General features: G+C 62.3%; 19 protein-coding genes, 2 tRNA genes and 3 rRNA genes. 17 read left to right on the top strand and 7 right to left on the bottom strand.

The features are described 5' to 3' along the window. The first annotated feature begins 24 nt into the window (after positions 1–24). The 5 genes from FXN65_RS17205 (at position 25) to rrf (FXN65_RS17185) (ending at position 3,801) form a co-directional block, all read left to right on the top strand. Positions 25–101: transfer RNA gene (locus FXN65_RS17205), tRNA-Ile, on the top strand. 32 nt (positions 102–133) lie between these two features. After that, positions 134–209: transfer RNA gene (locus FXN65_RS17200), tRNA-Ala, on the top strand. 231 nt (positions 210–440) lie between these two features. Continuing rightward, positions 441–3,331, top strand: a 23S ribosomal RNA gene (locus FXN65_RS17195). A 133-nt stretch (positions 3,332–3,464) separates the two neighbouring features. Continuing rightward, positions 3,465–3,580, top strand: a 5S ribosomal RNA gene (gene rrf, locus FXN65_RS17190). A 105-nt stretch (positions 3,581–3,685) separates the two neighbouring features. Next, a 5S ribosomal RNA gene (rrf, locus tag FXN65_RS17185) occupies positions 3,686–3,801 on the top strand. Positions 3,802–3,928: 127 nt separating this feature from the next. Here rrf (FXN65_RS17185) and queD read toward each other — a convergent pair. Together queD and norR are read right to left on the bottom strand one after the other, a co-directional pair. Beyond that, positions 3,929–4,285, bottom strand: a complete 357-nt coding sequence (gene queD, locus FXN65_RS17180; protein WP_069084299.1) for a 6-carboxytetrahydropterin synthase QueD — start codon at positions 4,283–4,285, stop codon at positions 3,929–3,931. Between the two features lie 116 nt (positions 4,286–4,401). Further along, positions 4,402–5,952 carry a nitric oxide reductase transcriptional regulator NorR gene (gene norR, locus FXN65_RS17175; protein ID WP_151134649.1) on the bottom strand — a complete coding sequence of 517 codons (1,551 nt, stop codon included), beginning with the start codon at positions 5,950–5,952 and terminating at the stop codon, positions 4,402–4,404. A 149-nt stretch (positions 5,953–6,101) separates the two neighbouring features. On the opposite strand from norR, the gene hmpA reads away from it, so the two are divergent. Genes hmpA through FXN65_RS17160 form a run of 3 tightly spaced genes read left to right on the top strand, consistent with a single transcriptional unit; the run spans position 6,102 to position 8,771 of the window. Then, entirely contained in the window at positions 6,102–7,283 is a 1,182-nt protein-coding gene (gene hmpA, locus FXN65_RS17170) for an NO-inducible flavohemoprotein (protein ID WP_151134647.1), read from the top strand. A gap of 56 nt (positions 7,284–7,339) precedes the next feature. Beyond that, a complete protein-coding gene (locus FXN65_RS17165; protein ID WP_151134645.1) occupies positions 7,340–7,597 on the top strand; it encodes a transmembrane sensor/regulator PpyR in 258 nt (85 codons plus the stop codon). After that, positions 7,584–8,771 carry an NnrS family protein gene (locus tag FXN65_RS17160; RefSeq protein ID WP_151134643.1) on the top strand — a complete coding sequence of 396 codons (1,188 nt, stop codon included), beginning with the start codon at positions 7,584–7,586 and terminating at the stop codon, positions 8,769–8,771. The genes FXN65_RS17165 and FXN65_RS17160 overlap by 14 nt, the downstream gene beginning before the upstream one ends. Here FXN65_RS17160 and FXN65_RS17155 read toward each other — a convergent pair. Further along, on the bottom strand, positions 8,723–9,619 hold the full coding sequence (locus tag FXN65_RS17155; protein ID WP_151134641.1) for a hypothetical protein: 897 nt from the start codon (positions 9,617–9,619) through the stop codon (positions 8,723–8,725). The two genes, FXN65_RS17160 and FXN65_RS17155, sit on opposite strands and share 49 nt — an antisense overlap. A 32-nt stretch (positions 9,620–9,651) precedes the next feature. Beyond that, positions 9,652–10,731, bottom strand: coding sequence for a patatin-like phospholipase domain-containing protein (locus tag FXN65_RS17150; RefSeq protein WP_151134639.1), 1,080 nt, complete (start codon positions 10,729–10,731; stop codon positions 9,652–9,654). Between the two features lie 170 nt (positions 10,732–10,901). Between FXN65_RS17150 and FXN65_RS17145 the strand changes: the two genes are divergently transcribed. From FXN65_RS17145 to FXN65_RS17130, 4 genes are read left to right on the top strand one after another with little or no spacing between them, the layout of a single operon-like run. Next, positions 10,902–11,210 carry a PepSY domain-containing protein gene (locus FXN65_RS17145; RefSeq protein WP_151134637.1) on the top strand — a complete coding sequence of 103 codons (309 nt, stop codon included), beginning with the start codon at positions 10,902–10,904 and terminating at the stop codon, positions 11,208–11,210. After that, entirely contained in the window at positions 11,210–11,524 is a 315-nt protein-coding gene (locus tag FXN65_RS17140; protein ID WP_151134635.1) for a PepSY domain-containing protein, read from the top strand. The genes FXN65_RS17145 and FXN65_RS17140 overlap by 1 nt, the downstream gene beginning before the upstream one ends. Continuing rightward, entirely contained in the window at positions 11,524–12,192 is a 669-nt protein-coding gene (locus FXN65_RS17135; protein WP_151134633.1) for a response regulator transcription factor, read from the top strand. Before FXN65_RS17140 ends, FXN65_RS17135 begins: the two co-directional genes overlap by 1 nt. Continuing rightward, positions 12,189–13,511 (top strand): sensor histidine kinase, encoded by a 1,323-nt coding sequence (locus tag FXN65_RS17130; RefSeq protein ID WP_151134631.1) that lies wholly within the window; start codon positions 12,189–12,191, stop codon positions 13,509–13,511. The genes FXN65_RS17135 and FXN65_RS17130 overlap by 4 nt, the downstream gene beginning before the upstream one ends. A gap of 97 nt (positions 13,512–13,608) precedes the next feature. Here the strand turns inward: FXN65_RS17130 and FXN65_RS17125 are convergent, their stop codons facing one another. Further along, positions 13,609–14,160 carry a peroxiredoxin gene (locus FXN65_RS17125; RefSeq protein WP_151134629.1) on the bottom strand — a complete coding sequence of 184 codons (552 nt, stop codon included), beginning with the start codon at positions 14,158–14,160 and terminating at the stop codon, positions 13,609–13,611. A gap of 442 nt (positions 14,161–14,602) precedes the next feature. Here FXN65_RS17125 and FXN65_RS17120 point away from each other — a divergent pair, with 442 nt between their 5' ends. From FXN65_RS17120 to FXN65_RS17105, 4 genes are all read left to right on the top strand, one after another. Continuing rightward, a complete protein-coding gene (locus FXN65_RS17120; RefSeq protein WP_151134627.1) occupies positions 14,603–16,012 on the top strand; it encodes a circularly permuted type 2 ATP-grasp protein in 1,410 nt (469 codons plus the stop codon). A gap of 2 nt (positions 16,013–16,014) precedes the next feature. Further along, positions 16,015–16,965: an alpha-E domain-containing protein gene (locus FXN65_RS17115; protein WP_151134625.1), complete on the top strand. Its 951-nt coding sequence runs from the start codon at positions 16,015–16,017 to the stop codon at positions 16,963–16,965. Further along, positions 16,962–17,759 (top strand): transglutaminase family protein, encoded by a 798-nt coding sequence (locus tag FXN65_RS17110; protein ID WP_151134623.1) that lies wholly within the window; start codon positions 16,962–16,964, stop codon positions 17,757–17,759. Before FXN65_RS17115 ends, FXN65_RS17110 begins: the two co-directional genes overlap by 4 nt. A gap of 105 nt (positions 17,760–17,864) precedes the next feature. Continuing rightward, the gene (locus FXN65_RS17105; RefSeq protein WP_151134621.1) at positions 17,865–18,596 is read left to right on the top strand and encodes a proteasome-type protease; all 732 of its coding nucleotides are present in this window, start codon (positions 17,865–17,867) and stop codon (positions 18,594–18,596) included. A gap of 105 nt (positions 18,597–18,701) precedes the next feature. Here FXN65_RS17105 and FXN65_RS17100 read toward each other — a convergent pair whose 3' ends face one another. Together FXN65_RS17100 and FXN65_RS17095 are read right to left on the bottom strand one after the other, a co-directional pair. After that, positions 18,702–19,499 (bottom strand): cytochrome c, encoded by a 798-nt coding sequence (locus FXN65_RS17100; protein WP_151134619.1) that lies wholly within the window; start codon positions 19,497–19,499, stop codon positions 18,702–18,704. 3 nt (positions 19,500–19,502) lie between these two features. Next, on the bottom strand, positions 19,503–19,859 hold the full coding sequence (locus FXN65_RS17095; RefSeq protein WP_151134617.1) for a rhodanese-like domain-containing protein: 357 nt from the start codon (positions 19,857–19,859) through the stop codon (positions 19,503–19,505). 145 nt (positions 19,860–20,004) lie between these two features. Here FXN65_RS17095 and FXN65_RS17090 point away from each other — a divergent pair, with 145 nt between their 5' ends. Next, positions 20,005–20,892 carry an AEC family transporter gene (locus tag FXN65_RS17090; RefSeq protein WP_151134615.1) on the top strand — a complete coding sequence of 296 codons (888 nt, stop codon included), beginning with the start codon at positions 20,005–20,007 and terminating at the stop codon, positions 20,890–20,892.

Below are 20,892 nucleotides of genomic sequence, written 5' to 3'. Positions count from 1 at the left end.
CTTGATTCAATTGCGAAGGCGATTGGGTCTGTAGCTCAGTTGGTTAGAGCGCACCCCTGATAAGGGTGAGGTCGGCAGTTCGAATCTGCCCAGACCCACCAATTGTCGCGGGGTCGAATGACCGGTTGACATTGGGGCCATAGCTCAGCTGGGAGAGCGCCTGCTTTGCACGCAGGAGGTCAGGAGTTCGATCCTCCTTGGCTCCACCACTCTCAGTTAGGCAGACCAAGAGCTCAGAATTGAATATCCGTGGTTGGATATTGAATTCTGAACTTTGTTTCAGAATCGTTCTTTAAAAATTCGGGTATGTGATAGAAGTGACTTATTGGGTGTTTCACTGCACTCAATAATTCAAGGCAAAATTTGCGAGTTCAAGCGCGAATTTTCGGCGAATGTCGTCTTCACCCCTATGATCGCAGGCAGATTGCTTGGGGTTATATGGTCAAGTGAAGAAGCGCATACGGTGGATGCCTTGGCAGTCAGAGGCGATGAAAGACGTGGTAGCCTGCGATAAGCTTCGGGGAGTCGGCAAACAGACTTTGATCCGGAGATCTCTGAATGGGGGAACCCACCTAGGATAACCTAGGTATCTTGTACTGAATCCATAGGTGCAAGAGGCGAACCAGGGGAACTGAAACATCTAAGTACCCTGAGGAACAGAAATCAACCGAGATTCCCTTAGTAGTGGCGAGCGAACGGGGACTAGCCCTTAAGCTTCTTGGATTTTAGCGGAACGCTCTGGAAAGTGCGGCCATAGTGGGTGATAGCCCCGTACGCGAAAGGGTCCAGGAAGTGAAATCGAGTAGGACGGAGCACGTGAAACTTTGTCTGAATATGGGGGGACCATCCTCCAAGGCTAAATACTACTGACTGACCGATAGTGAACCAGTACCGTGAGGGAAAGGCGAAAAGAACCCCGGAGAGGGGAGTGAAATAGAACCTGAAACCGTATGCGTACAAGCAGTGGGAGCCTACTTTGTTAGGTGACTGCGTACCTTTTGTATAATGGGTCAGCGACTTATATTCAGTGGCGAGCTTAACCGTATAGGGGAGGCGTAGCGAAAGCGAGTCTTAATAGGGCGTTTAGTCGCTGGGTATAGACCCGAAACCGGGCGATCTATCCATGGGCAGGTTGAAGGTTAGGTAACACTGACTGGAGGACCGAACCGACTACCGTTGAAAAGTTAGCGGATGACCTGTGGATCGGAGTGAAAGGCTAATCAAGCTCGGAGATAGCTGGTTCTCCTCGAAAGCTATTTAGGTAGCGCCTCACGTATCACTCCAGGGGGTAGAGCACTGTTTCGGCTAGGGGGTCATCCCGACTTACCAAACCGATGCAAACTCCGAATACCTGGAAGTGTCAGCGTGGGAGACACACGGCGGGTGCTAACGTCCGTCGTGAAAAGGGAAACAACCCAGACCGTCAGCTAAGGTCCCAAAGTTCTAGTTAAGTGGGAAACGATGTGGGAAGGCTTAGACAGCTAGGAGGTTGGCTTAGAAGCAGCCATCCTTTAAAGAAAGCGTAATAGCTCACTAGTCGAGTCGGCCTGCGCGGAAGATGTAACGGGGCTCAAACTAGACACCGAAGCTACGGGTTCGTCGTAAGACGAGCGGTAGAGGAGCGTTCTGTAAGCCTGTGAAGGTGAGTTGAGAAGCTTGCTGGAGGTATCAGAAGTGCGAATGCTGACATGAGTAACGACAATGCGAGTGAAAAACTCGCACGCCGAAAGACCAAGGGTTCCTGCGCAACGTTAATCGACGCAGGGTGAGTCGGCCCCTAAGGCGAGGCAGAAATGCGTAGTCGATGGGAAGCGGGTTAATATTCCCGCACTTCTAGTTACTGCGATGGAGGGACGGAGAAGGCTAGGCCAGCTTGGCGTTGGTTGTCCAAGTTTAAGGTGGTAGGCCGAACACTTAGGCAAATCCGGGTGTTCAAGGCCGAGAGCTGATGACGAGTGTTCTTCTAGAACACGAAGTGGTTGATGCCATGCTTCCAGGAAAAGCTTCTAAGCTTCAGGTAACTAGGAACCGTACCCCAAACCGACACAGGTGGTTGGGTAGAGAATACCAAGGCGCTTGAGAGAACTCGGGTGAAGGAACTAGGCAAAATGGCACCGTAACTTCGGGAGAAGGTGCGCCGGTGAGGGTGAACGATTTACTCGGTAAGCCCATGCCGGTCGAAGATACCAGGCCGCTGCGACTGTTTATTAAAAACACAGCACTCTGCAAACACGAAAGTGGACGTATAGGGTGTGACGCCTGCCCGGTGCCGGAAGGTTAATTGATGGGGTTAGCGCAAGCGAAGCTCTTGATCGAAGCCCCGGTAAACGGCGGCCGTAACTATAACGGTCCTAAGGTAGCGAAATTCCTTGTCGGGTAAGTTCCGACCTGCACGAATGGCGTAACGATGGCGGCGCTGTCTCCACCCGAGACTCAGTGAAATTGAAATCGCTGTGAAGATGCAGTGTATCCGCGGCTAGACGGAAAGACCCCGTGAACCTTTACTGTAGCTTTGCACTGGACTTTGAGCCTGCTTGTGTAGGATAGGTGGGAGGCTTTGAAGCGAGGACGCCAGTTCTCGTGGAGCCATCCTTGAAATACCACCCTGGCATGCTTGAGGTTCTAACTCTGGTCCGTCATCCGGATCGAGGACAGTGTATGGTGGGCAGTTTGACTGGGGCGGTCTCCTCCTAAAGAGTAACGGAGGAGTACGAAGGTGCGCTCAGACCGGTCGGAAATCGGTCGCAGAGTATAAAGGCAAAAGCGCGCTTGACTGCGAGACAGACACGTCGAGCAGGTACGAAAGTAGGTCTTAGTGATCCGGTGGTTCTGTATGGAAGGGCCATCGCTCAACGGATAAAAGGTACTCCGGGGATAACAGGCTGATACCGCCCAAGAGTTCATATCGACGGCGGTGTTTGGCACCTCGATGTCGGCTCATCACATCCTGGGGCTGAAGCCGGTCCCAAGGGTATGGCTGTTCGCCATTTAAAGTGGTACGCGAGCTGGGTTTAGAACGTCGTGAGACAGTTCGGTCCCTATCTGCCGTGGACGTTTGAGATTTGAGAGGGGCTGCTCCTAGTACGAGAGGACCGGAGTGGACGAACCTCTGGTGTTCCGGTTGTCACGCCAGTGGCATTGCCGGGTAGCTATGTTCGGAAGAGATAACCGCTGAAAGCATCTAAGCGGGAAACTCGCCTCAAGATGAGATCTCACTGGGATCTTGAATCCCCTGAAGGGCCGTCGAAGACTACGACGTTGATAGGTTGGGTGTGTAAGCGCTGTGAGGCGTTGAGCTAACCAATACTAATTGCCCGTGAGGCTTGACCATATAACACCCAAACAATCTGGTGATTGTGGGTGCGACTGGTGAAGTCGACAGACCGAAAATTGGCCTGAACCGCAAACAGACTGTCACATACCTGATTCGGGGTAGCGTCCCAGACGATGCCCCAACCGAATTGCTTGACGACCATAGAGCGTTGGAACCACCTGATCCCATCCCGAACTCAGCAGTGAAACGACGCATCGCCGATGGTAGTGTGGAGCTTCTCCATGTGAGAGTAGGTCATCGTCAAGCTTCTATCCCAAACCCCCGATACGCCTAGGCGTGTCGGGGGTTTGTCTATTAGTGAAAGCCATAGATTTCGGGGTTGCGTCTGAGGACGAGATCCCAACCGAATTGCTTGACGACCATAGAGCGTTGGAACCACCTGATCCCATCCCGAACTCAGCAGTGAAACGATGCATCGCCGATGGTAGTGTGGAGCTTCTCCATGTGAGAGTAGGTCATCGTCAAGCTTCTATCCCAAACCCCCGATACGCCCAGGCGTGTCGGGGGTTTGTCTTTTCGCACGAGAAAATTCAGGTCAGCGCGCCGGCATAAAAAAGGCCACCCGAGGGGTGGCCTTTTTACATTCTGGAGCTGTCAGTCGCCGCGGTATTCGCAGCCACTGGTGCAGGTCTCGTGGATGCGGATGCGGGAGAGCTCCGGGAGCAGGGGCTTGAGCTGCTGCCAGATCCATTTGGCGAGGACTTCGCTGGTGGGGTTCTCCAGACCGGGGATCTCATTGAGGTAGTTGTGGTCGAGCTGCTCGTAGAGCGGCTTGAAGATGGCCTTGAGCTCGGAGAAGTCGCGGATCCAACCAGTGTAGGGATCTGGCTCGCCCTCGATATAGATGGCCACGCGGAAGGAGTGGCCGTGCAGGCGGCCGCACTTGTGGCCGGCAGGCACGTGAGGGAGCCGGTGCGCGGCTTCGAAGATGAATTCTTTGAAGATTTCCACTGAACAACGCTCTTGAAGTGACGGCCAGGTGACTGGCCAAAGCAGGAAAACCCCAATTCTACCAGCTCTCCGGCAGCCTGACCGAAAAGACAGGTACTGCCGGACGAGCTAACGCCTCACTTGATTCCCAGTCGTTTGGCCAGGCGCAGCAGGTTGGCGCGGTCCAGGCCCAGTTCACGGGCTGCTGCCGCCCAGTTCTGTTGTTGGCGCTCCAGGCTCACGGTAATGAGTTGGCGCTGATAGCGATCCACGGCTTCGCGCAGGTCGCCAACCGCATCAATGGTTGGCACATCGACCAACTCGGCGGCAGGATTCGGTCGGCTGCTGGGCAGGGCCAGATCATGGGCGGTCAGGGTTAGGATGCGTGGGCGCTCAGGGCTGGCTGCCAGGGCCTTCAGCGCGGCGCGGCCGATCAGGTGTTCCAGCTCCCGTACGTTGCCAGGCCAATCGTAACCGAGCAGGGCTGCCTGGGCGTCCTGACTGAGGCGCAGGCTGCGTAGGCCGAGCCTGGCGCGATTCTCTTCGAGGAAGAAGCCTGTCAGCAGCAGCACATCGCGGCCTCGTTCCCGGAGGGGCGGGACGCGCAGGGGATAGACGCTGAGCCGGTGATAGAGATCGGCGCGGAAGCGGCCGGCACGCACTTCCTCCGCCAGGTCCCGGTTGGTGGCGGCGATTACGCGTACGTTCACTCGATGCTCCCGGTCCGAACCCACCCGCTGCAGTTGCCCGCTCTGCAGCACCCGCAGCAGCTTGGCCTGGATCGCCAGTGGCAGCTCGCCCACTTCATCGAGGAACAACGTGCCTTCATCGGCCAGCTCGAACTTGCCCTTGCGATCGTTCATCGCGCCGGAGAAGGCACCACGCACATGACCAAACAGCTCGCTTTCCACCAGGGTATCGGGAAGGGCGGCGCAGTTGAGGCTGATCAGTGGGTGCCGGGAGCGCAGCGACCGGGCATGGATGGACTGGGCAACCAGCTCCTTGCCGACGCCGGTTTCGCCACTGATCAGCACCGTGAGGTCACTTCCGCCTACCAAGTTGATCTCTTCCACCAGTGCCTTGTGTGTGGCGCTTTGTCCGATCATCTCCTGTGGACGTACCTGCCCGGCGGCCTGGCGATAGACCTCTGCCAACTGCTGTTCGTCCTGGGCGCGACGGGTAAGGGTTTCCATGCGCTCGGCAGCTTTCACCGTTGCGGCAGCGAGGCTGGCGAAACCTTCGAGTACGTCCAGGTCCTGTCCATCGAACCGCGCTGGGTCCATGGCGTCCAGCGTCAACACACCCCAGGGGCGGTCATCCAGATAGAGGGGGCAGCCCATGCAATCGTGCACTTCCAGCTGCTCCTGATGCCCTTCGACCAGTCCGTCATAGGGGTCTGGCAGACCACAGTCAGCAGCGAAGCGGGTGACGCCGCGTTTCTCCATCAGGGCCTTCAGCCGTGGATGGTCAGAAACCTTGAAGCGCCGCCCGAGCGTGTCCTGGCTGAGGCCATCCACCGCCATGGGCACCAACTGGTCGCCATCCAGTCGGAGCAGGGCGGTCGCGTCGCATGGCAGCAGTCCACGCAGGGCCTCCAGCAGCCGGCGGTAGCGTTCGCGTTCAGGGAGCTCGCGGGACAGATCGCTGACCAGGGGAATCAGTGTCTGCAGGAAGGGCTGAGTTGTCATTATGACTCCGGCATGTCGATATGACTCGATCGCTAGTGTAGTCAAAACAACACATAAAAATATAAGATGTTGATTTAAAAGGATTAAAAAGTTGGCATGAAAGCTGGAATGGAACTGGCAGAAAGACCAACCCAGAAATTGGAGTCCTTATGCTCACTAGCCAACAACGTGCCATCGTCAAATCCACCGTCCCCCTGCTGGAGACCGGGGGCGAAGCACTGACCCGTCACTTCTACAAGATCATGCTGGGTGAATACTCCGAAGTCCGCCCGCTGTTCAACCAGGCTCACCAGGCCAGCGGCGATCAACCGCGAGCCTTGGCAAACGGTGTACTCATGTATGCCCGCCACATCGATCAGCTCGAGGCTCTCGGCCCGCTGGTTGGCAAGATCATCAACAAGCACGTTGCGCTGCAGGTGCTGCCGGAGCATTACCCGATCGTCGGTGCCTGCCTGCTGCGGGCCATCCGCGAAGTGCTGGGCGCCGAAGTCGCCACCGATGAAGTCATCGAAGCCTGGGCCGCCGCCTACCAGCAACTGGCCGACCTGTTGATTGGCGCTGAAGAGGAAATCTACGCCGCCAGCGCGTCTGCCAAGGGGGGCTGGCGTGGTGCCCGCTGGTTCCGTCTGGTGCGCAAGGACGTGGAAAGCGCGGAAATCACCTCCTTCTACTTCGCTCCGGAAGATGGCGGCGAGCTCATGGACTTCACGCCGGGACAGTACATCGGCCTGCGCCTCAACCTCGACGGCGAGGAAGTGCGTCGCAACTACTCCCTGTCGGCACTCGGCAATGGCCGCGAGTACCGCATCAGCGTCAAGCGTGAGCAGGGCGGTCGCGTATCCAACTACCTGCACGACGAGTTCCACGTAGGCGATCGCATCGAACTCTTCGCTCCGGCCGGTGACTTCGTCCTGCGCCCTGGCAGCAAGCCCCTGGTGCTGATTACTGCCGGCGTCGGCATCACTCCGGCGCTGGCCATGCTGGAAGCTGCTCAGGACAGCGGCCGGCCGATCCACTTTATCCATTGCGCGCGCAATGGTGCGGTCCACGCCTTCCGCGACTGGATCGACGAGAAAGTTGCCGCCATTCCGCACCTGAGCCGCTTCTTCTGCTACAGCGAACCGCATGCGGGCGACCAGCCCGACGCCGAAGGTCTGCTGAGTCGCGAGCAGCTGGCCCAGTGGCTGCCCACCGAGCGCGACCTGGATGCCTACTTCCTCGGGCCGAAAGGCTTCATGTCCCAGGTGAAGAAACACCTGCGAGAGTTGGGCGTGCCCGAGCGCCAGTGCCACTACGAGTTCTTTGGACCGGCCGGCGCCCTGGAGGCCTGACCACAGCCACCCGGCGCCAAGGTGGCGCCGGGTCTTCACGCGAGGAGTGCAAGATCATGACCAGTCTGTTCGGATGCCCCCAGCGTTTGCTGCAACTGTCTCACCTGTTCCTCTGGACCGGTCTGTTCCAGCTCCTGCTGGGAATTGCCGGCGGCTACTACCTCGATGCCCACCTGGGACTGCTCTCACTGATTGGTGCCCACGGCCTGGTCATCCTGGGTCCGACCCTGATCAAGCTGGGCTATGTGATGCGCCTGACCGCCCTGTGCCAGATACGCAAGGAAGAAAGGGAGCTGGCCTGTGCAATTGCTTGATGCTTCTCGCGACCTGGCCATCCGGCCGATCTGGCGCCTGGGCTTCAGGCCCTTCTTTCTCTTCGGTACGGCCTTCGCTCTGGTGGCGGTGCTGATCTGGCTGGCTGCCCTTGATGGTCATGCCGCCTGGCAACCGGCCGGCGGCTGGCTGGCCTGGCATCGTCACGAAATGGTGTTTGGCTTCGGCGGCGCCATCATTGCCGGCTTCCTCCTGACCGCCGTGCAGAACTGGACCGGCAACCCCGGCCTGCGCGGGCGATCCCTGGCGCTGCTGGCGACGTTCTGGCTGACCGCGCGAGTGGCCTGGTTGATGGGGGCGCCTCTGGCGATGGTCATACCTCTTGAGCTGGCCTTCCTGCCAGCCGTCGCTTTCGTGATGGGGCGCAGCCTCTGGCGTGTGCGCCAGCGTGGCAACTACCCGGTAGTGGTGGTGCTGAGCTTGCTGGCTGCGGCCGATGCCCTGGTGCTCTGGGGGCTGGCCGTTGGCGGCGACGCAGTGCAGCGTCAGGGCGTGCTGGCTGCGCTATGGCTGGTCGCTGCGCTGATGGGGCTGATTGGGGGGCGGGTGATTCCGTTCTTCACCCAGCGTGGGCTTGGGCGTGCTCAGCAGGTGAAGGCCTGGCCCTGGCTGGACTGGGGCATTCTGGCGGGCGGCGTGCTGCTGGCGGCGAGCTTCGCCACGGGCTTGGGGTTGCAGCCCAAATCCTGGCTGGCGGGTCTTTGCCTGCTGCTTGGCTTGGGCAATCTGCTGCGCCTGACGCGCTGGTATGACGCTGGCATCTGGCAGGTAACGCTGCTCTGGCCGCTGCACCTGGCATTCGCCTGGTTGGCTGTGGCGCCGCTCGGGCTTGCGGCCTGGCACCTGGGCTTCCTGGCCAATCCGAGTCTGGCCCAGCACGCCTTGGGCGTCGGCGCCATGGGCGGGTTGATCCTGGCGATGATCGCCCGCGTGAGCCTGGGGCACAGCGGTCGTCCGCTGGAACCGCCCCGTGCGATGAGGGGGGCGTTCGTGCTGATCAACCTGGGCGCCGCCGCGCGCGTGCTGCTACTACCGATTGCAGGAAACACTGCGCTCTGGCTGGCCGCCATTTGCTGGGCCGCCGCGTTTGCGCTGTTCCTGCGACATTACGCCGTGCTGCTCTGCACCCCGAGGGTGGATGGCAGACCGGGTTGAGCCGATTCCGCTTCGGCGGACGGGCCAGTGCAGGCGCGTAGCAGTTCGCGCAGGTGGCGGGCGAGGTAATCCTGGAAGCGCGCGTCGTTCCAGTACTCCAGGTGGCTCAGGGGGGTGTGACGGCGGAACCAGGGGCCTACGGCCATCGGCCGGTCTTCATGCACCACCCCCGCGTAGCCCTGCACCGGACGCAGCGGGTAGCCCAGCAGGTCGGCCGGTGCGTAGACGTTCAGCCAGCGTGCCGACCGGGCCAGGCGCTCATCGAGGCAATGCCCGGGAAAGCGAATCGGTTGCACCGGGTCATAGGCAAAGGTGAATAGCGGGATGTTGCAGCCGAAGGTGACCAGGCATGCCAGGGTTTCCATGGCCAGGAAGGGATCCCTCGGGCAGCTCGGTGTGGTGTTGAGCTTCTGCTGGTCCCAGATGTAGTTGGAGATGATATGTCCGCCCAGGGAGTGGGCCAGCACCACCAGCGGGGTGTTCGGCCCCACCTTGGCGCGCAGGGCGTTGAGGCCATTGCGCACGCTCTGGTGGACCTGCTCGTAGGTGGTGTCGTAGGCCTGGCTGACCTTGCGGTAACCACTGGCGTCACCGAGGAAGAGGGTGACCATGCGGCGCATCCAGCGCCAGCGCACGGGTTCCTGTTCGAGCTTCTCCAGGTAGGCCAGTTCGCGCTTGTCCAGCACGTTGGCCCAGTACAGCGACTGGAAGACGATGTCGGCCGCTTCCACATCAAGCCGTTTGCGCAGGCCGCGGATCAGCCCTTGGGCGAAGGCGTGCTGACCCTCTGCATCCTTCGCGTCCTGTTGATTGCCGATGCCATGAATGATGGCAACTGCCAACTTCATCCCTGTACTCCCTTCGCTCCATGCGTCTCAGATCAGAGGCTTCGCAGGCGCTCTTTCAGCGTGTCGCTTTCCACCAGCTCGAGGAATTCATCGCCCAGGCGTTGGCTTTCGGCCATGGCCTTGCGCCAATAGCGCTCGCGACCGGCGTCGTCGCCGAGATAGCGCTTGAAATCCTTGCGGTCTGGCAGTTTGCCATGAGGCAGCGTGGCGAGATACTCGCGCGAAGGGGAAATCAGCAGCACGTCCTGCAGTCGCTCGGCATCGCCCTTGCGCCAGGGCAGGCCCTTGTCGAACCAGCCGGGAACCACCTTGTCCGTGAAGTGCGGATAGAGCACCACGCCGCCCGGGTTGTAGGGCAGGTCCAGGTGGTAGTCGAGCAGGCCGCCATCGCGGTAGGTGCCGGGACCGGCGCCGGGGATGTCACGCACACCTTCCATCACCATGGGAATCGAGCCCGAGGCCAGCAGGGCGTGGCGCAGGTTGCCGGTATCCAGCGTGTGGTAACGCGAGGGGAAGTCTGACAGCGGCGCCAGTGGCGGCGCCTGGCGGGCATCGTGGAGGATTACACGCTCGAAATGCTTCGCCAGGTGGGGGCGGCCGAGGAGATTGCTGCCGATCACCGACGACAGCCCGAGTCCCAGGGCGCCACGACGGTCGTGGGCGAGCAGACCGTGGCTCTTCACGACCACCACGTTGAGGCGATAGTTGGGGTTGGACAGCACATGGGCGTCGTGGCCCTGGAGCAGGTCATCCAGCATGAGGCCGCACAGCCGGCTGACTTCCGCCATGCTCACGCCCTTGGGGAATCGCTGGCTGGTATAGAGCTCGCCCAGGCGGCGGATGCCGGCGGCGGCGTCCGGCAGGCAGGCGCTGGCGAAGCGCCAGGAGCCGATGGAGGCGCCGATCAAGGCGCGCTCGCGGGGCGCCCGTGAGAGCCAGTCGCCGAACAGCGCCAGGTCCAGTCCCTGGATGCCCAATGCCTTGGGGCCTCCCGCCGCACCCGGCAGGATGCCGACGTCGGCCGGCTTCAGACCCTGCCCGCGAATGTGGGCGAGGGCTCGGCGTCCGGCACGCAGGGTAAGGGCGGGGAACTTGATCTGGATGGCGCTCATGCGGGGCTCCTGAAGGCGAGGCAGCGATTATAGTGGCGACCCCGTCAAGGCCAAGCTTCTTCAGGGTATGAATGATCCTTCCCAAGTCTTAAGGCGAATTCAGCTTCAATTAAGTCGCCCCCGGTATCTTGCTCCCATCGAAAGCCGACGAGCTCCCAAGGAGATGAACCATGAAGAAACTGGCTGCCCTGTTCGCCTTTACTGCCCTCGCCACCACCGCCGGTATTGCCCAGGCCCGTGACCTTGGCCCGGACGAGGCCCTGAAGCTGCGTGATGCCGGGACCATCCAGTCGTTCGAGAAACTCAACGCCGCGGCGCTGGCCAAGCACCCTGGCGGCACCATCAACGAAACCGAACTGGAAGAGGAATACGGCCGCCACATCTACCAGGTAGAGCTGCGTGATGCCCAGGGCGTGCAGTGGGATCTGGAGCTCGATGCCACCAACGGCCAGATCCTCAAGGATCATCAGGACGACTGATGCGCTGGGTCCTTCGCTACAGTGGGATCATCGCCCTGGTCCTGGCCATTTTCGCGCTCGAAGCGATGGCCAGGGACCTGGACCAGGACGAGGCCCTGAAGCTCCGCGAAGAAGGGGTCATCATGCCGCTCGACCAGCTCTTGCGCAGTGCCCTGGGGCTCTACCCCGGGGCACGTCTGCTGGAGGCCGAGCTGGAAGAGGAAGATGACGTCTACATTTACGAGGTTGAGCTGGTCACTGCCGATGGCACAGTGCGAGAGCTGGAACTGGACGCTCGCGACGGGCGAATTCTGAAGGACGAGGAAGACGACTGATGCGGTTGTTGCTGGTAGAGGACCATGTACCCCTGGCCGATGAGCTGACCAACAGCCTCGGTCGCCAAGGCTATGCCGTGGACTGGCTGGCCGATGGCCGCGACGCATTGCACCAGGGGGCCAGCGAACCTTATGACCTGATCATCCTGGATCTGGGCCTGCCCGGTAAGCCGGGGCTCGAAGTGCTGCAGGAGTGGCGTGCGGGTGGTCTGTCGACGCCGGTGCTGATCCTGACTGCACGCGGCTCCTGGGCGGAACGCATTGAAGGCCTCAAGGCCGGCGCCGACGACTACCTGACCAAGCCCTTCCATCCCGAAGAACTGGCCCTGCGCATCCAGGCGCTGTTGCGCCGTGCCCATGGGCTGGCGAACCAGCCGCAACTGGAAGCGGCCGGCCTGCAACTGGACGAGGGGCGCCAGTGCGTCAACCGCAATGGCGAGGAAGTTCAGCTGACCGCTGCCGAGTTCCGCCTGCTGCGCTACTTCATGTTGCATCCCGGCCAGCTCCTGTCCAAGAGCCACCTTGCCGAACACCTCTACGACGGTGAGACCGAACGGGATTCCAATGTGATCGAGGTGCACGTCAACCATCTGCGCCGCAAGCTCGGTCGCGAAGTCATCGAGACGCGACGAGGGCAGGGCTACCGTTTCACCGGTGAGGGCCGATGAGGTCGATCCAGCGCCGGCTCAGCCTGGGGCTGATCGGCGTTCTGCTGCTGGTGGGGCTCGTCCTGGCTCAGACCAGCCTTTGGCTGTTCGATCTCGGTTTACGACGCTATCTGGCCGAGGGCATGCGCAGCGAAGCCGAGTTGCTGCTGGGAGCGCTGGTGCGTGGCCCCAACGGCATACAGCTGGACGAGAAACGTCTCAACCCCGCCCATCAACAGCCCTATTCGGGCCGCTATTTCATCATCGAGCTGGACGAGGAACCCTGGCGTTCCCGTTCCCTCTGGGATGCCGAACTGCCCATGCCGTCGCAGAAGGGGCTAGCCCCGCACCTGTTGCCGGGGCCGGATGGGCAGGAGCTGCTGGCCTGGCGCGGCGACTACAAGCGCTTTGGCCGCCAGGTGCGCATCGTCGTTGCGCAGGATTACACCCCGATTCTGGAAAGCTTCCGTCGCGTGCAGTGGACGGGCTTTGCCCTGGGTGCGGCGGCGCTGCTGCTGATTCTCGCCCTGCAGCGCATCACCGTGCGCCGGGCATTGCGTCCATTGGAGGACGTTCGCCAACAGATCGCCCAGCTGCAGCAGGGCCAGCGCAGCGAACTGGATAACCAGGTGCCTGAGGAGCTGGACCCGCTGGTGGCGCAGATCAACCACTTGCTCAGCTACACCGAGGACACCCTCAAGCGCTCCCGCAATGCCCTGGGCAATCTTGGCCATGCGCTGAAAACGCCCCTCGCGGTGCTGGTCAGCCTGGCCGACCGTGAAGAACTGCGTGACCAGCCCGAGCTGCGCGAAACCCTGCGTGAGCAGCTGGAGCAGATCCAGCAGCGCCTGGGGCGTGAGTTGGGGCGTGCGCGCCTGGCTGGCGAAGCGCTGCCAGGTGCCCACTTCGACTGCGCCGAGGAGCTGCCCGGCCTGTTCAACACCCTGGCGATGATCCACGACCGTGGGCTGGACCTAGACTGGGACGCACCCGAAGGGCTGCGCCTGCCCTGGGACCGGGAAGACCTGCTGGAGCTGCTCGGCAACCTGTTGGACAACGCCTGCAAGTGGGCGGAAACCCAGGTCAACCTCACCATTCGCGGCGGCGAGGGCGGCTACAGCCTGATGGTGGACGACGATGGTCCGGGCATAGCCGAAGACAAGCGCGAGGAAGTCATCGGCCGTGGTGCCCGGCTGGATGAGCAGGTGGCAGGACACGGTCTGGGGCTCGGCATCGTGCGCGATATCGTCGATTCCTGGAATGGCCGTCTGAGTCTTCAGGAAAGCCCGCTGGGGGGATTGCGGGTGCGTATCGAGCTTCCGGTCGCACAGTCCCATTAGGGTGGGCCGCAGTGCACCCTGCGGTACAGACCGCGCTGAAGAGGCCGGTTTCGTGTTCGGGGGAATCGATCTCTGCAAAATACCGCCCCCGTAACGCTCAGTAATGCAGCGTGGCTTCCCCCTTGTGCCAGTTGCAGGGACACAACTCCTCGGTCAGCAGGGCATCGAGCAGGCGCAGGGTTTCCTGCGGGTTGCGGCCCACCAGCAGGTCGTTCACCGAGACATGCCGGATGACGTTGTCCGGGTCGATGATGAAGGTCGCGCGTAGCGCAACGCCTTCGCGGCGATCGATGATGCCGAGGGCTCCGGCCAGTTCGTGCTTGATGTCTGCCAGCCAGGGAAAGCTCAACCCCTTCAGGTCCTTGTGGTCGCGGCGCCAGGCGAGGTGGACGAATTCGCTGTCGGTGGAGGCACCGATCAGCAGGGTGTCACGGTCGTTGAATTGCTCCAGCAGGTCACCGAAGGCCTTGATCTCGGTCGGGCAGACGAAGGTGAAATCCTTGGGCCAGAAGAACAGCACCTTCCACTTGCCGAGAAAACTGTCCTGGTTGACCCGCTTGAAGGCGTGCTCGGGGCTGGCGGCGTGTTCCGAGTCGTGGTCCACCGCCAGCATGTCGAATGCCGGCAGCTTGTCTCCAATGGTGAGCATGGCAGGGTTGCTCCGGGGCAGGGGAAGGCATCGGGATAGGGCAAGTATGGAAGGCTCCTGCGACCTTGGAAAATCCGGCCGGGCCATGTCTTCGATAGAGGAGGCTCCAGGACCATAGGTCAGCGGGTTATAGGTCGAATTCCAAATCGCAACATATGCATAGAACAATCGGACCCTAGGGGCCTTGCGTGCCCGGACTAGACTGTCTCATCCAGGGAAGCTGGTGCCCCCGGCGCAACCAGGTTGAACACCTCACCGCCGCAATCCGTCAAACCCGGTATCGCCGCCTAATAGGGCGAGCGGGTCAGTTCCGCTTAGCGGGCTGCACCAGTCTGGGGCGCGATGACTGTGCGTGTGCTGCAAGTTGTTGAAATACATACGGTTGTTGCGATGGCACGGGGCTTGCGATGGCGTAGAAGCCCGTGGCGACAAGGAGTTAGGCATGTCCCGCACCTTTTATGACGAGATGTACGACGCGAGTGGCGAATGCCGTCCGCACTACCGGGAATTCGCACGTTGGCTGGCGGACACGCCCCAGGAGTTGCTTGCCCAGCGGCGTCGCGAGGCCGACCTGCTGTTCCACCGCGCCGGTATCACCTTCACCCTCTATGGCGACGAACAGGGCACCGAGCGCCTGATCCCCTTCGACACCATTCCCCGCGCCATTCCCATGAGCGAGTGGCGGACGGTGGAGAAGGGCTGCATCCAGCGCGTCAAGGCGCTGAACATGTTCCTCGCCGACCTCTATCACAACCAGCGGATCATCAAGGCCGGGATCGTTCCCGCCGAACAGGTGCTGGCCAACGAGGGCTACCAGATCGCCATGCAGGGCCTCGATCTGCACCGCGATATCTACGCCCACATCGCCGGGGTGGACCTGGTGCGCGATGGCGATGGTACTTACTACGTGCTGGAAGACAACCTGCGCACGCCCAGCGGCGTCAGCTACATGCTAGAAGACCGCAAGATGATGATGCGGCTGTTCCCCGAACTCTTTGCCGCCCAGCGTGTGGCCCCCATCGACCACTATCCGAACCTGCTGCTGGACACCTTGAAAAGCTCCAGCCCGCTGGACAACCCCAGTGTGGTGGTGCTGACGCCTGGGCGCTTCAACAGTGCCTATTTCGAACACGCCTTCCTCGCTCGCGAGATGGGCGTGGAGCTGGTGGAAGGGGCCGACCTGTTCGTCCGCGACGACCGCGTGTTCATGCGTACCACCGCCGGTCCGCAACCCGTGGACGTGATCTATCGGAGGCTGGACGACGCCTTCCTCGATCCGCTGGCCTTCAACCCGGAATCCATGCTCGGCGTGCCCGGCCTGCTGGCCGCCTACCGCTCCGGCAACCTGGTGCTGGCCAACGCCATCGGTACCGGCGTGGCAGACGACAAGTCGATCTACCCCTACGTCGGCGACATGATCCGCTTCTACCTGGACGAGGAACCCATCCTGAAGAACGTGCCCACCTGGCAATGCCGCAAGCCCGAGGAGCTGTCCCACGTCCTGGCCAACCTGCCCGAGCTGGTGGTCAAGGAAACCCAGGGCTCCGGCGGCTACGGCATGCTGGTGGGGCCGGCGGCCAGCGCCAAGGAGATCGAGACCTTCCGCGAGCGCCTCAAGGCCCGCCCCGAGGCTTACATCGCCCAACCCACGCTTTGCCTGTCCACCTGCCCGACCTTCGTCGAGAAGGGCATCGCCCCGCGTCACATCGACCTGCGTCCCTTCGTGCTATCCGGCCGGGAAACCCGCCTCGTGCCCGGCGGCCTGACCCGCGTGGCGCTAAGAGAAGGCTCCCTGGTGGTGAACTCGTCCCAGGGCGGCGGCACCAAGGACACCTGGATAGTGGAGGACTGAGCATGCTGAGCAGAACTGCCTCCGAGCTTTACTGGATGTCGCGCTACCTCGAGCGTGCAGAGAACCTCGCGCGCATGCTGGAGGTCAGCTACTCGCTGTCGCTGATGCCCCAGGACGGGCGCGGCGATGGCCTGGACGAACTGGCCATGTCGCTGCTCAGCACTGGCACCCTGGAGCTTTACCAGGAGCGTCATGGCGATCTGAACGCGGCGCGCATGCTGCACTTCTTCGCGCTCGACCCCGACAACCAGGCGAGCATCTTCAGCTGCCTGCGCGCCGCGCGAATCAACGCCCATGCCGTGCGCGGGCGGATCACCGCCGATATCTGGGAGAACATCAACGCCACCTGGCTGGAGATGCTGAACATCTCCAGCGAGGGGCTCGGGCGCTATGGCATCAGCCGCTTCTGCGAATGGGTGAAAGAGCGCTCGCACCTGTTCCGTGGCGCCACCTACGGCACCATCATGCGTGGCGAGGCCTACAGCTTCATCCGCCTGGGCACCTTCATCGAGCGGGCGGACAACACCTTGCGCCTGCTGGACTCGCGCTACGAGATGTTTGGCGAAGAGTCGGAGGAGGTCAGTGACCTCTCCGCACGCGGTTACTACCAGTGGAGCGCCTTGCTCCGCGCACTGTCCTCCTTCGAGGCCTACACCGAGGTCTACAGGGGCTCCCCCGATGCCCGCCAGATATCCGAACTCCTGCTGCTGCGCGCCGATGTACCGCGCTCGCTGCGAGCCTGCATGGAGGAGTTGAACCACATCCTTTCCCACCTGCCGGGCGATAACGGCCGCCCGGCCCAGCGTCTTGCCGCCGAACTGGACGCGCGGCTGCGCTACACCGCCATCGACGAAATCCTCGACGAAGGCCTGCATACCTGGCTCACCGATTTCATCCTGTTGGTCCGGCAACTCGCCCGTGCCATCCACAGCTCGTATCTGGAGGCTGTATGAAACTGTCCATCCGCCACGACACCACCTACCGCTACGACGACCAGGTCCGCGCCAGCATCCAGTACCTGCGCCTGACGCCCCAGGAAAGCGAACGTCAGCACGTGCTCAGCTGGCAGCTCACACTGCCGCATCCGGTGCGCGCGCAGATCGACCCCTTCGGCAACATCTTCCATGTGCTGACCCTGGACGAGCCCCATGACGCCATCGTCATCAGCGCCCGTGGCCAGGTGGAAATCGACGAGCGACGCGAAGCCGAGCACGACAAGCAATCGGCCCTGCCGTTCCTGCGCTTCACCCGCCTGACCACCGCCGACGATGCCCTGCGTGAGTTCGCCGCCCTTCAGTGCGGCAGCCGCCGGGACCGCAGCGGATTGATCGGACTGATGGAAGCCCTGCATGAGCAGATGCCCTTCAAGAAGGGCGTGACCCGCCTCGACAGCACCGCCGCGGAAGCCTTCGCCGGCCGCGCCGGGGTCTGCCAGGACCATACCCACGCCTTCCTCGCCTGCGCCCGCAGCCTGGGCGTGCCGGCACGCTTCGTATCGGGCTACCTCTACCAGGGCAATGACCAGAACCTGGCCAGCCATGCCTGGGCCGAGGCCTGGCTGGGCGATGCCTGGTACAGCTTCGACGTGACCAACAATCTGTCCCGTCCCGAGCGTCACCTGAAGTTGGCGGTGGGGCTGGATTACCTCGATGCCTGTCCGGTGCGCGGCATGCGCCGGGGCGGCGGTGGCGAGCAGATGCACGCGAAGGTGGATGCGCCGCCGCTGATGCTGGTGCAGACGCAGTAAGGCGACTTTCCAGGCTTTCCCCAGCGCCGGTCGCCCCTTACTGCCAGCCCGCAAGGGCCGGTGGCCGGACTTACGACGGCGAGAGCCCCAACAAGGAGAACCGGCATGACCTATTGCGTCGCGATGCACCTGGCCGACGGCCTGGTGTTCGTATCCGACTCGCGCACCAATGCGGGCATCGACCACATCGCTACGTTCCGCAAGCTCTATTCTTTCGGCGTCACGGGGGAGCGGTTGATCGTGCTGCAGAGCGCCGGCAACCTGGCCACTTCGCAGTCGGTGGTGAACCTGCTCAAGCAGCGCCTTGATGGCCCGACGCCGAACCTGCACAACGTGCCGACCCTCTACGACGCTACCGCCCTGGTGGCCGAGACCATACGTGAGGTCATCGCCCGCGATGGTGCACCGCTGGCCGGCAATACCGACCTGACCTGCTCCTTCCTGGTGGGCGGGCAGATCGCCGGCAATCCGCCGGACCTCTACAGCATCTACCCCCAGGGCAATTTCATTCAGGCCACCGAGGACACGCCCTTCCTGCAGCTGGGGGAGAGCAAGTACGGCAAACCGATTCTCGACCGTAACCTGGAGTTCGACACCAGCCTGGAAGAGGGCCTGCGTTGTGCGCTGGTGTCGTTCGATTCGACCATCCGCAGCAACCTGTCGGTGGGCATGCCGCTGGACTTGCTGGTCTATCACCGCGACAGCCTGATCCTGCCGGCCGGCTACCGGGTGACGGAGGAAGACAAGTACTTCGCCGACATCCGCCGCCAATGGGCCGAAGGGCTGCAGGAACTGATCGGCGAACTGCCGCCGCCACCGGTGGAATACAACGTGTAATGGGCGGGGCCGATTCAGGGAACCGGCCTGTTGGATGTGGGAGCGAATTCATTCGCGATTGAAATCGCTCCCACTGGGTTGGCGTCAGGTTGAAGTTCCAGGTGGCTAAGGCGCCACTTTCCTCCCGGCCATGTGCTTCAAGTAGCCGATCAGTTGCCCCAGTTCCTCATCGCTGATGGCTTGTTTCGAGAACCCCGGCATCTTGCCCTCGGGCCAGCGGCGCAGGCTTTGCGGGTCGCGGATGTAGCGGGGGAGGAAGTTGCCGGCGAGGTATTCGGTGGGGTTGTGGGGGATGTTCAGGTCCGGCCCGAACTGGGCGTCGCCTGCGCCATTGAGTCGGTGGCAGGCCAGGCAGTTCTTCTGGAATTGGGCGAAGCCCGCCTTGACCTCGACACTGGCGTCCTTGGCCGGGAGCAGGGCCGGAAAACGCTCGGCCACCGAGGGCAGGTAGCGGATGCGTGCCACCTGGAAGGGCCATTGTTCCGGGCCGATGCGTGCTGCCTCGGGATCGGTCCAGACCAGATAGAAGGGGCCAGCGCCGGGCTTTCCGGCAGCGAGTGGCGGCCAGGGGCTGGCCGGGTCTTCGATGGCCAGCCAGGCCCGGGAGCCCTGCTTGGCCAGCAGCGGCGCAGCGGTGAGTTCGGCGGCAAAACCGTCCAGCGCCACGGCCTGCAGATGTTGCTCCGGTGTCACGCCCTCCAGCAGCGCGGCGAGCGGAACGGCGCGATAGCGCATGGTCTTCTTGTAGGAAACGTCGTCCGGGATGGTCAAATCCCTGGCCTGGGGATGGGCGAGCAGGGCGCCGGTTTCCCATGTGCGGGAGCCGCCGGGAAGGTCCAGAGTCAGCTCGGCGGCGTGGAGTGGGGGGAGGCAGAACAGCAGTGCGAACAGCACATTGCGCATCGATCAGTCCTTGTGCAGGGCGGTTTTCAGGTCCAGGTAGCCGCCGCCATTGATCACTCGACTGTAGCCCAGGCCCTGCAAGGTGTCCTGGGCGATGCTGGAGCGACGACCGCTGCGGCAGTAGACGACTATGGGGATGTTCTTGTCCGGGGCGACTTCGGCGATTCGCTGGCCGATTTCTTCAAAGCCGATATTGCGCGCATCGGGGATGGCACCCTGGGCGACTTCTTCCGGGGTGCGTACGTCGATGAGGACAGCATTGGGCTGCTGCATGGCCTGGACGGCGGCAGCCTGGTCAGTGTCGCCGGCGGCGGCGGGAAGGCTCAGGGAGAGGGCAAGAACAGCGAGGAGGTTTCGCATGATGGCGGCTCCTTCTAAGGCGTGTCCGGGCAAGCTATCACAATTGCCCGAGGGGGGCGCAGGCCGTTAGGATCGCGGCTTTCCGTCATAACCAGAGCTTTTTACGGAGCCCGTTCAGGGCACCTGCAGCTCTTAAGGAGTGGCCGTGCTGGCCGAGTTGTTCGCAGTCATGGCGCCGGTGCTCATCGCCGCCGGCCTGGGTTACGGTTGGGCCCGTTCGGGGCAGCCCTATCCCACGGAATTCATCGCGCGCCTGGTACTGAACATCGGCACGCCGAGCCTCGTGCTCTCTACCCTGAGCCGGACCGAGATCGACCGCCATGCTTTCGGCCAACTGGCCATTGCCTGCCTGCTGGTCATGCTGGCCATGGGGCTGGTCGGCATCCTCTTCAGCCGGGTATTCCGCCAGGACTGGCGCGTCCTGGTGCCGGCCTACCTGTTCCCCAACTCCGGCAACATGGGCCTGCCGATTGCCCTTTATGCCTTCGGCGAAAAGGGGTTGGCGCTGGCGGTGGCGTTCTTCCTGGTGTTGTCGGTCGGGCACTTCAGCCTGGGCCTGCTGCTTTCCGGCACCGAACGTTCGCCAAAGAAGCTCCTGGCCAACCCCATCATCATCAGCCTGGCGCTGGCATTGCCGCTGGTGATCTGGGACCTCCACCTGCCGCTCTGGCTGGCCAACACCATCAGCCTGCTGGGCGGCATGACCATTCCGCTGATGCTGCTGACCCTTGGCGTGTCCCTGGCCAGCATCCGCGTGCATCACCTGGGCAACGGCATGCTCCTGGGGGCGCTGCGGATCCTCTGCGGTGCTGCCGTCGGCTGGCTGGTGGGCCGGGCGCTCGGCCTGCCGCCCTTGGCCCAGGGCGTACTGGTGATGCAGTCGTCCATGCCGGTGGCGGTGTTCAACTACCTGTTCGCCGTGCGCGCGGGACGATCGCCGGAAGCGGTGGCGAGCCTGGTGATGTGCTCGACGCTGCTGTCCTTCGCGCTGATTCCGTTGCTGCTGGCATGGTGGTTACCCGCGCTGCGTTGA

Source organism: Pseudomonas lalkuanensis (genome assembly GCF_008807375.1).
Taxonomy (GTDB): domain Bacteria; phylum Pseudomonadota; class Gammaproteobacteria; order Pseudomonadales; family Pseudomonadaceae; genus Metapseudomonas; species Metapseudomonas lalkuanensis.
This window is presented reverse-complemented; position numbering and strand designations above follow the sequence as displayed.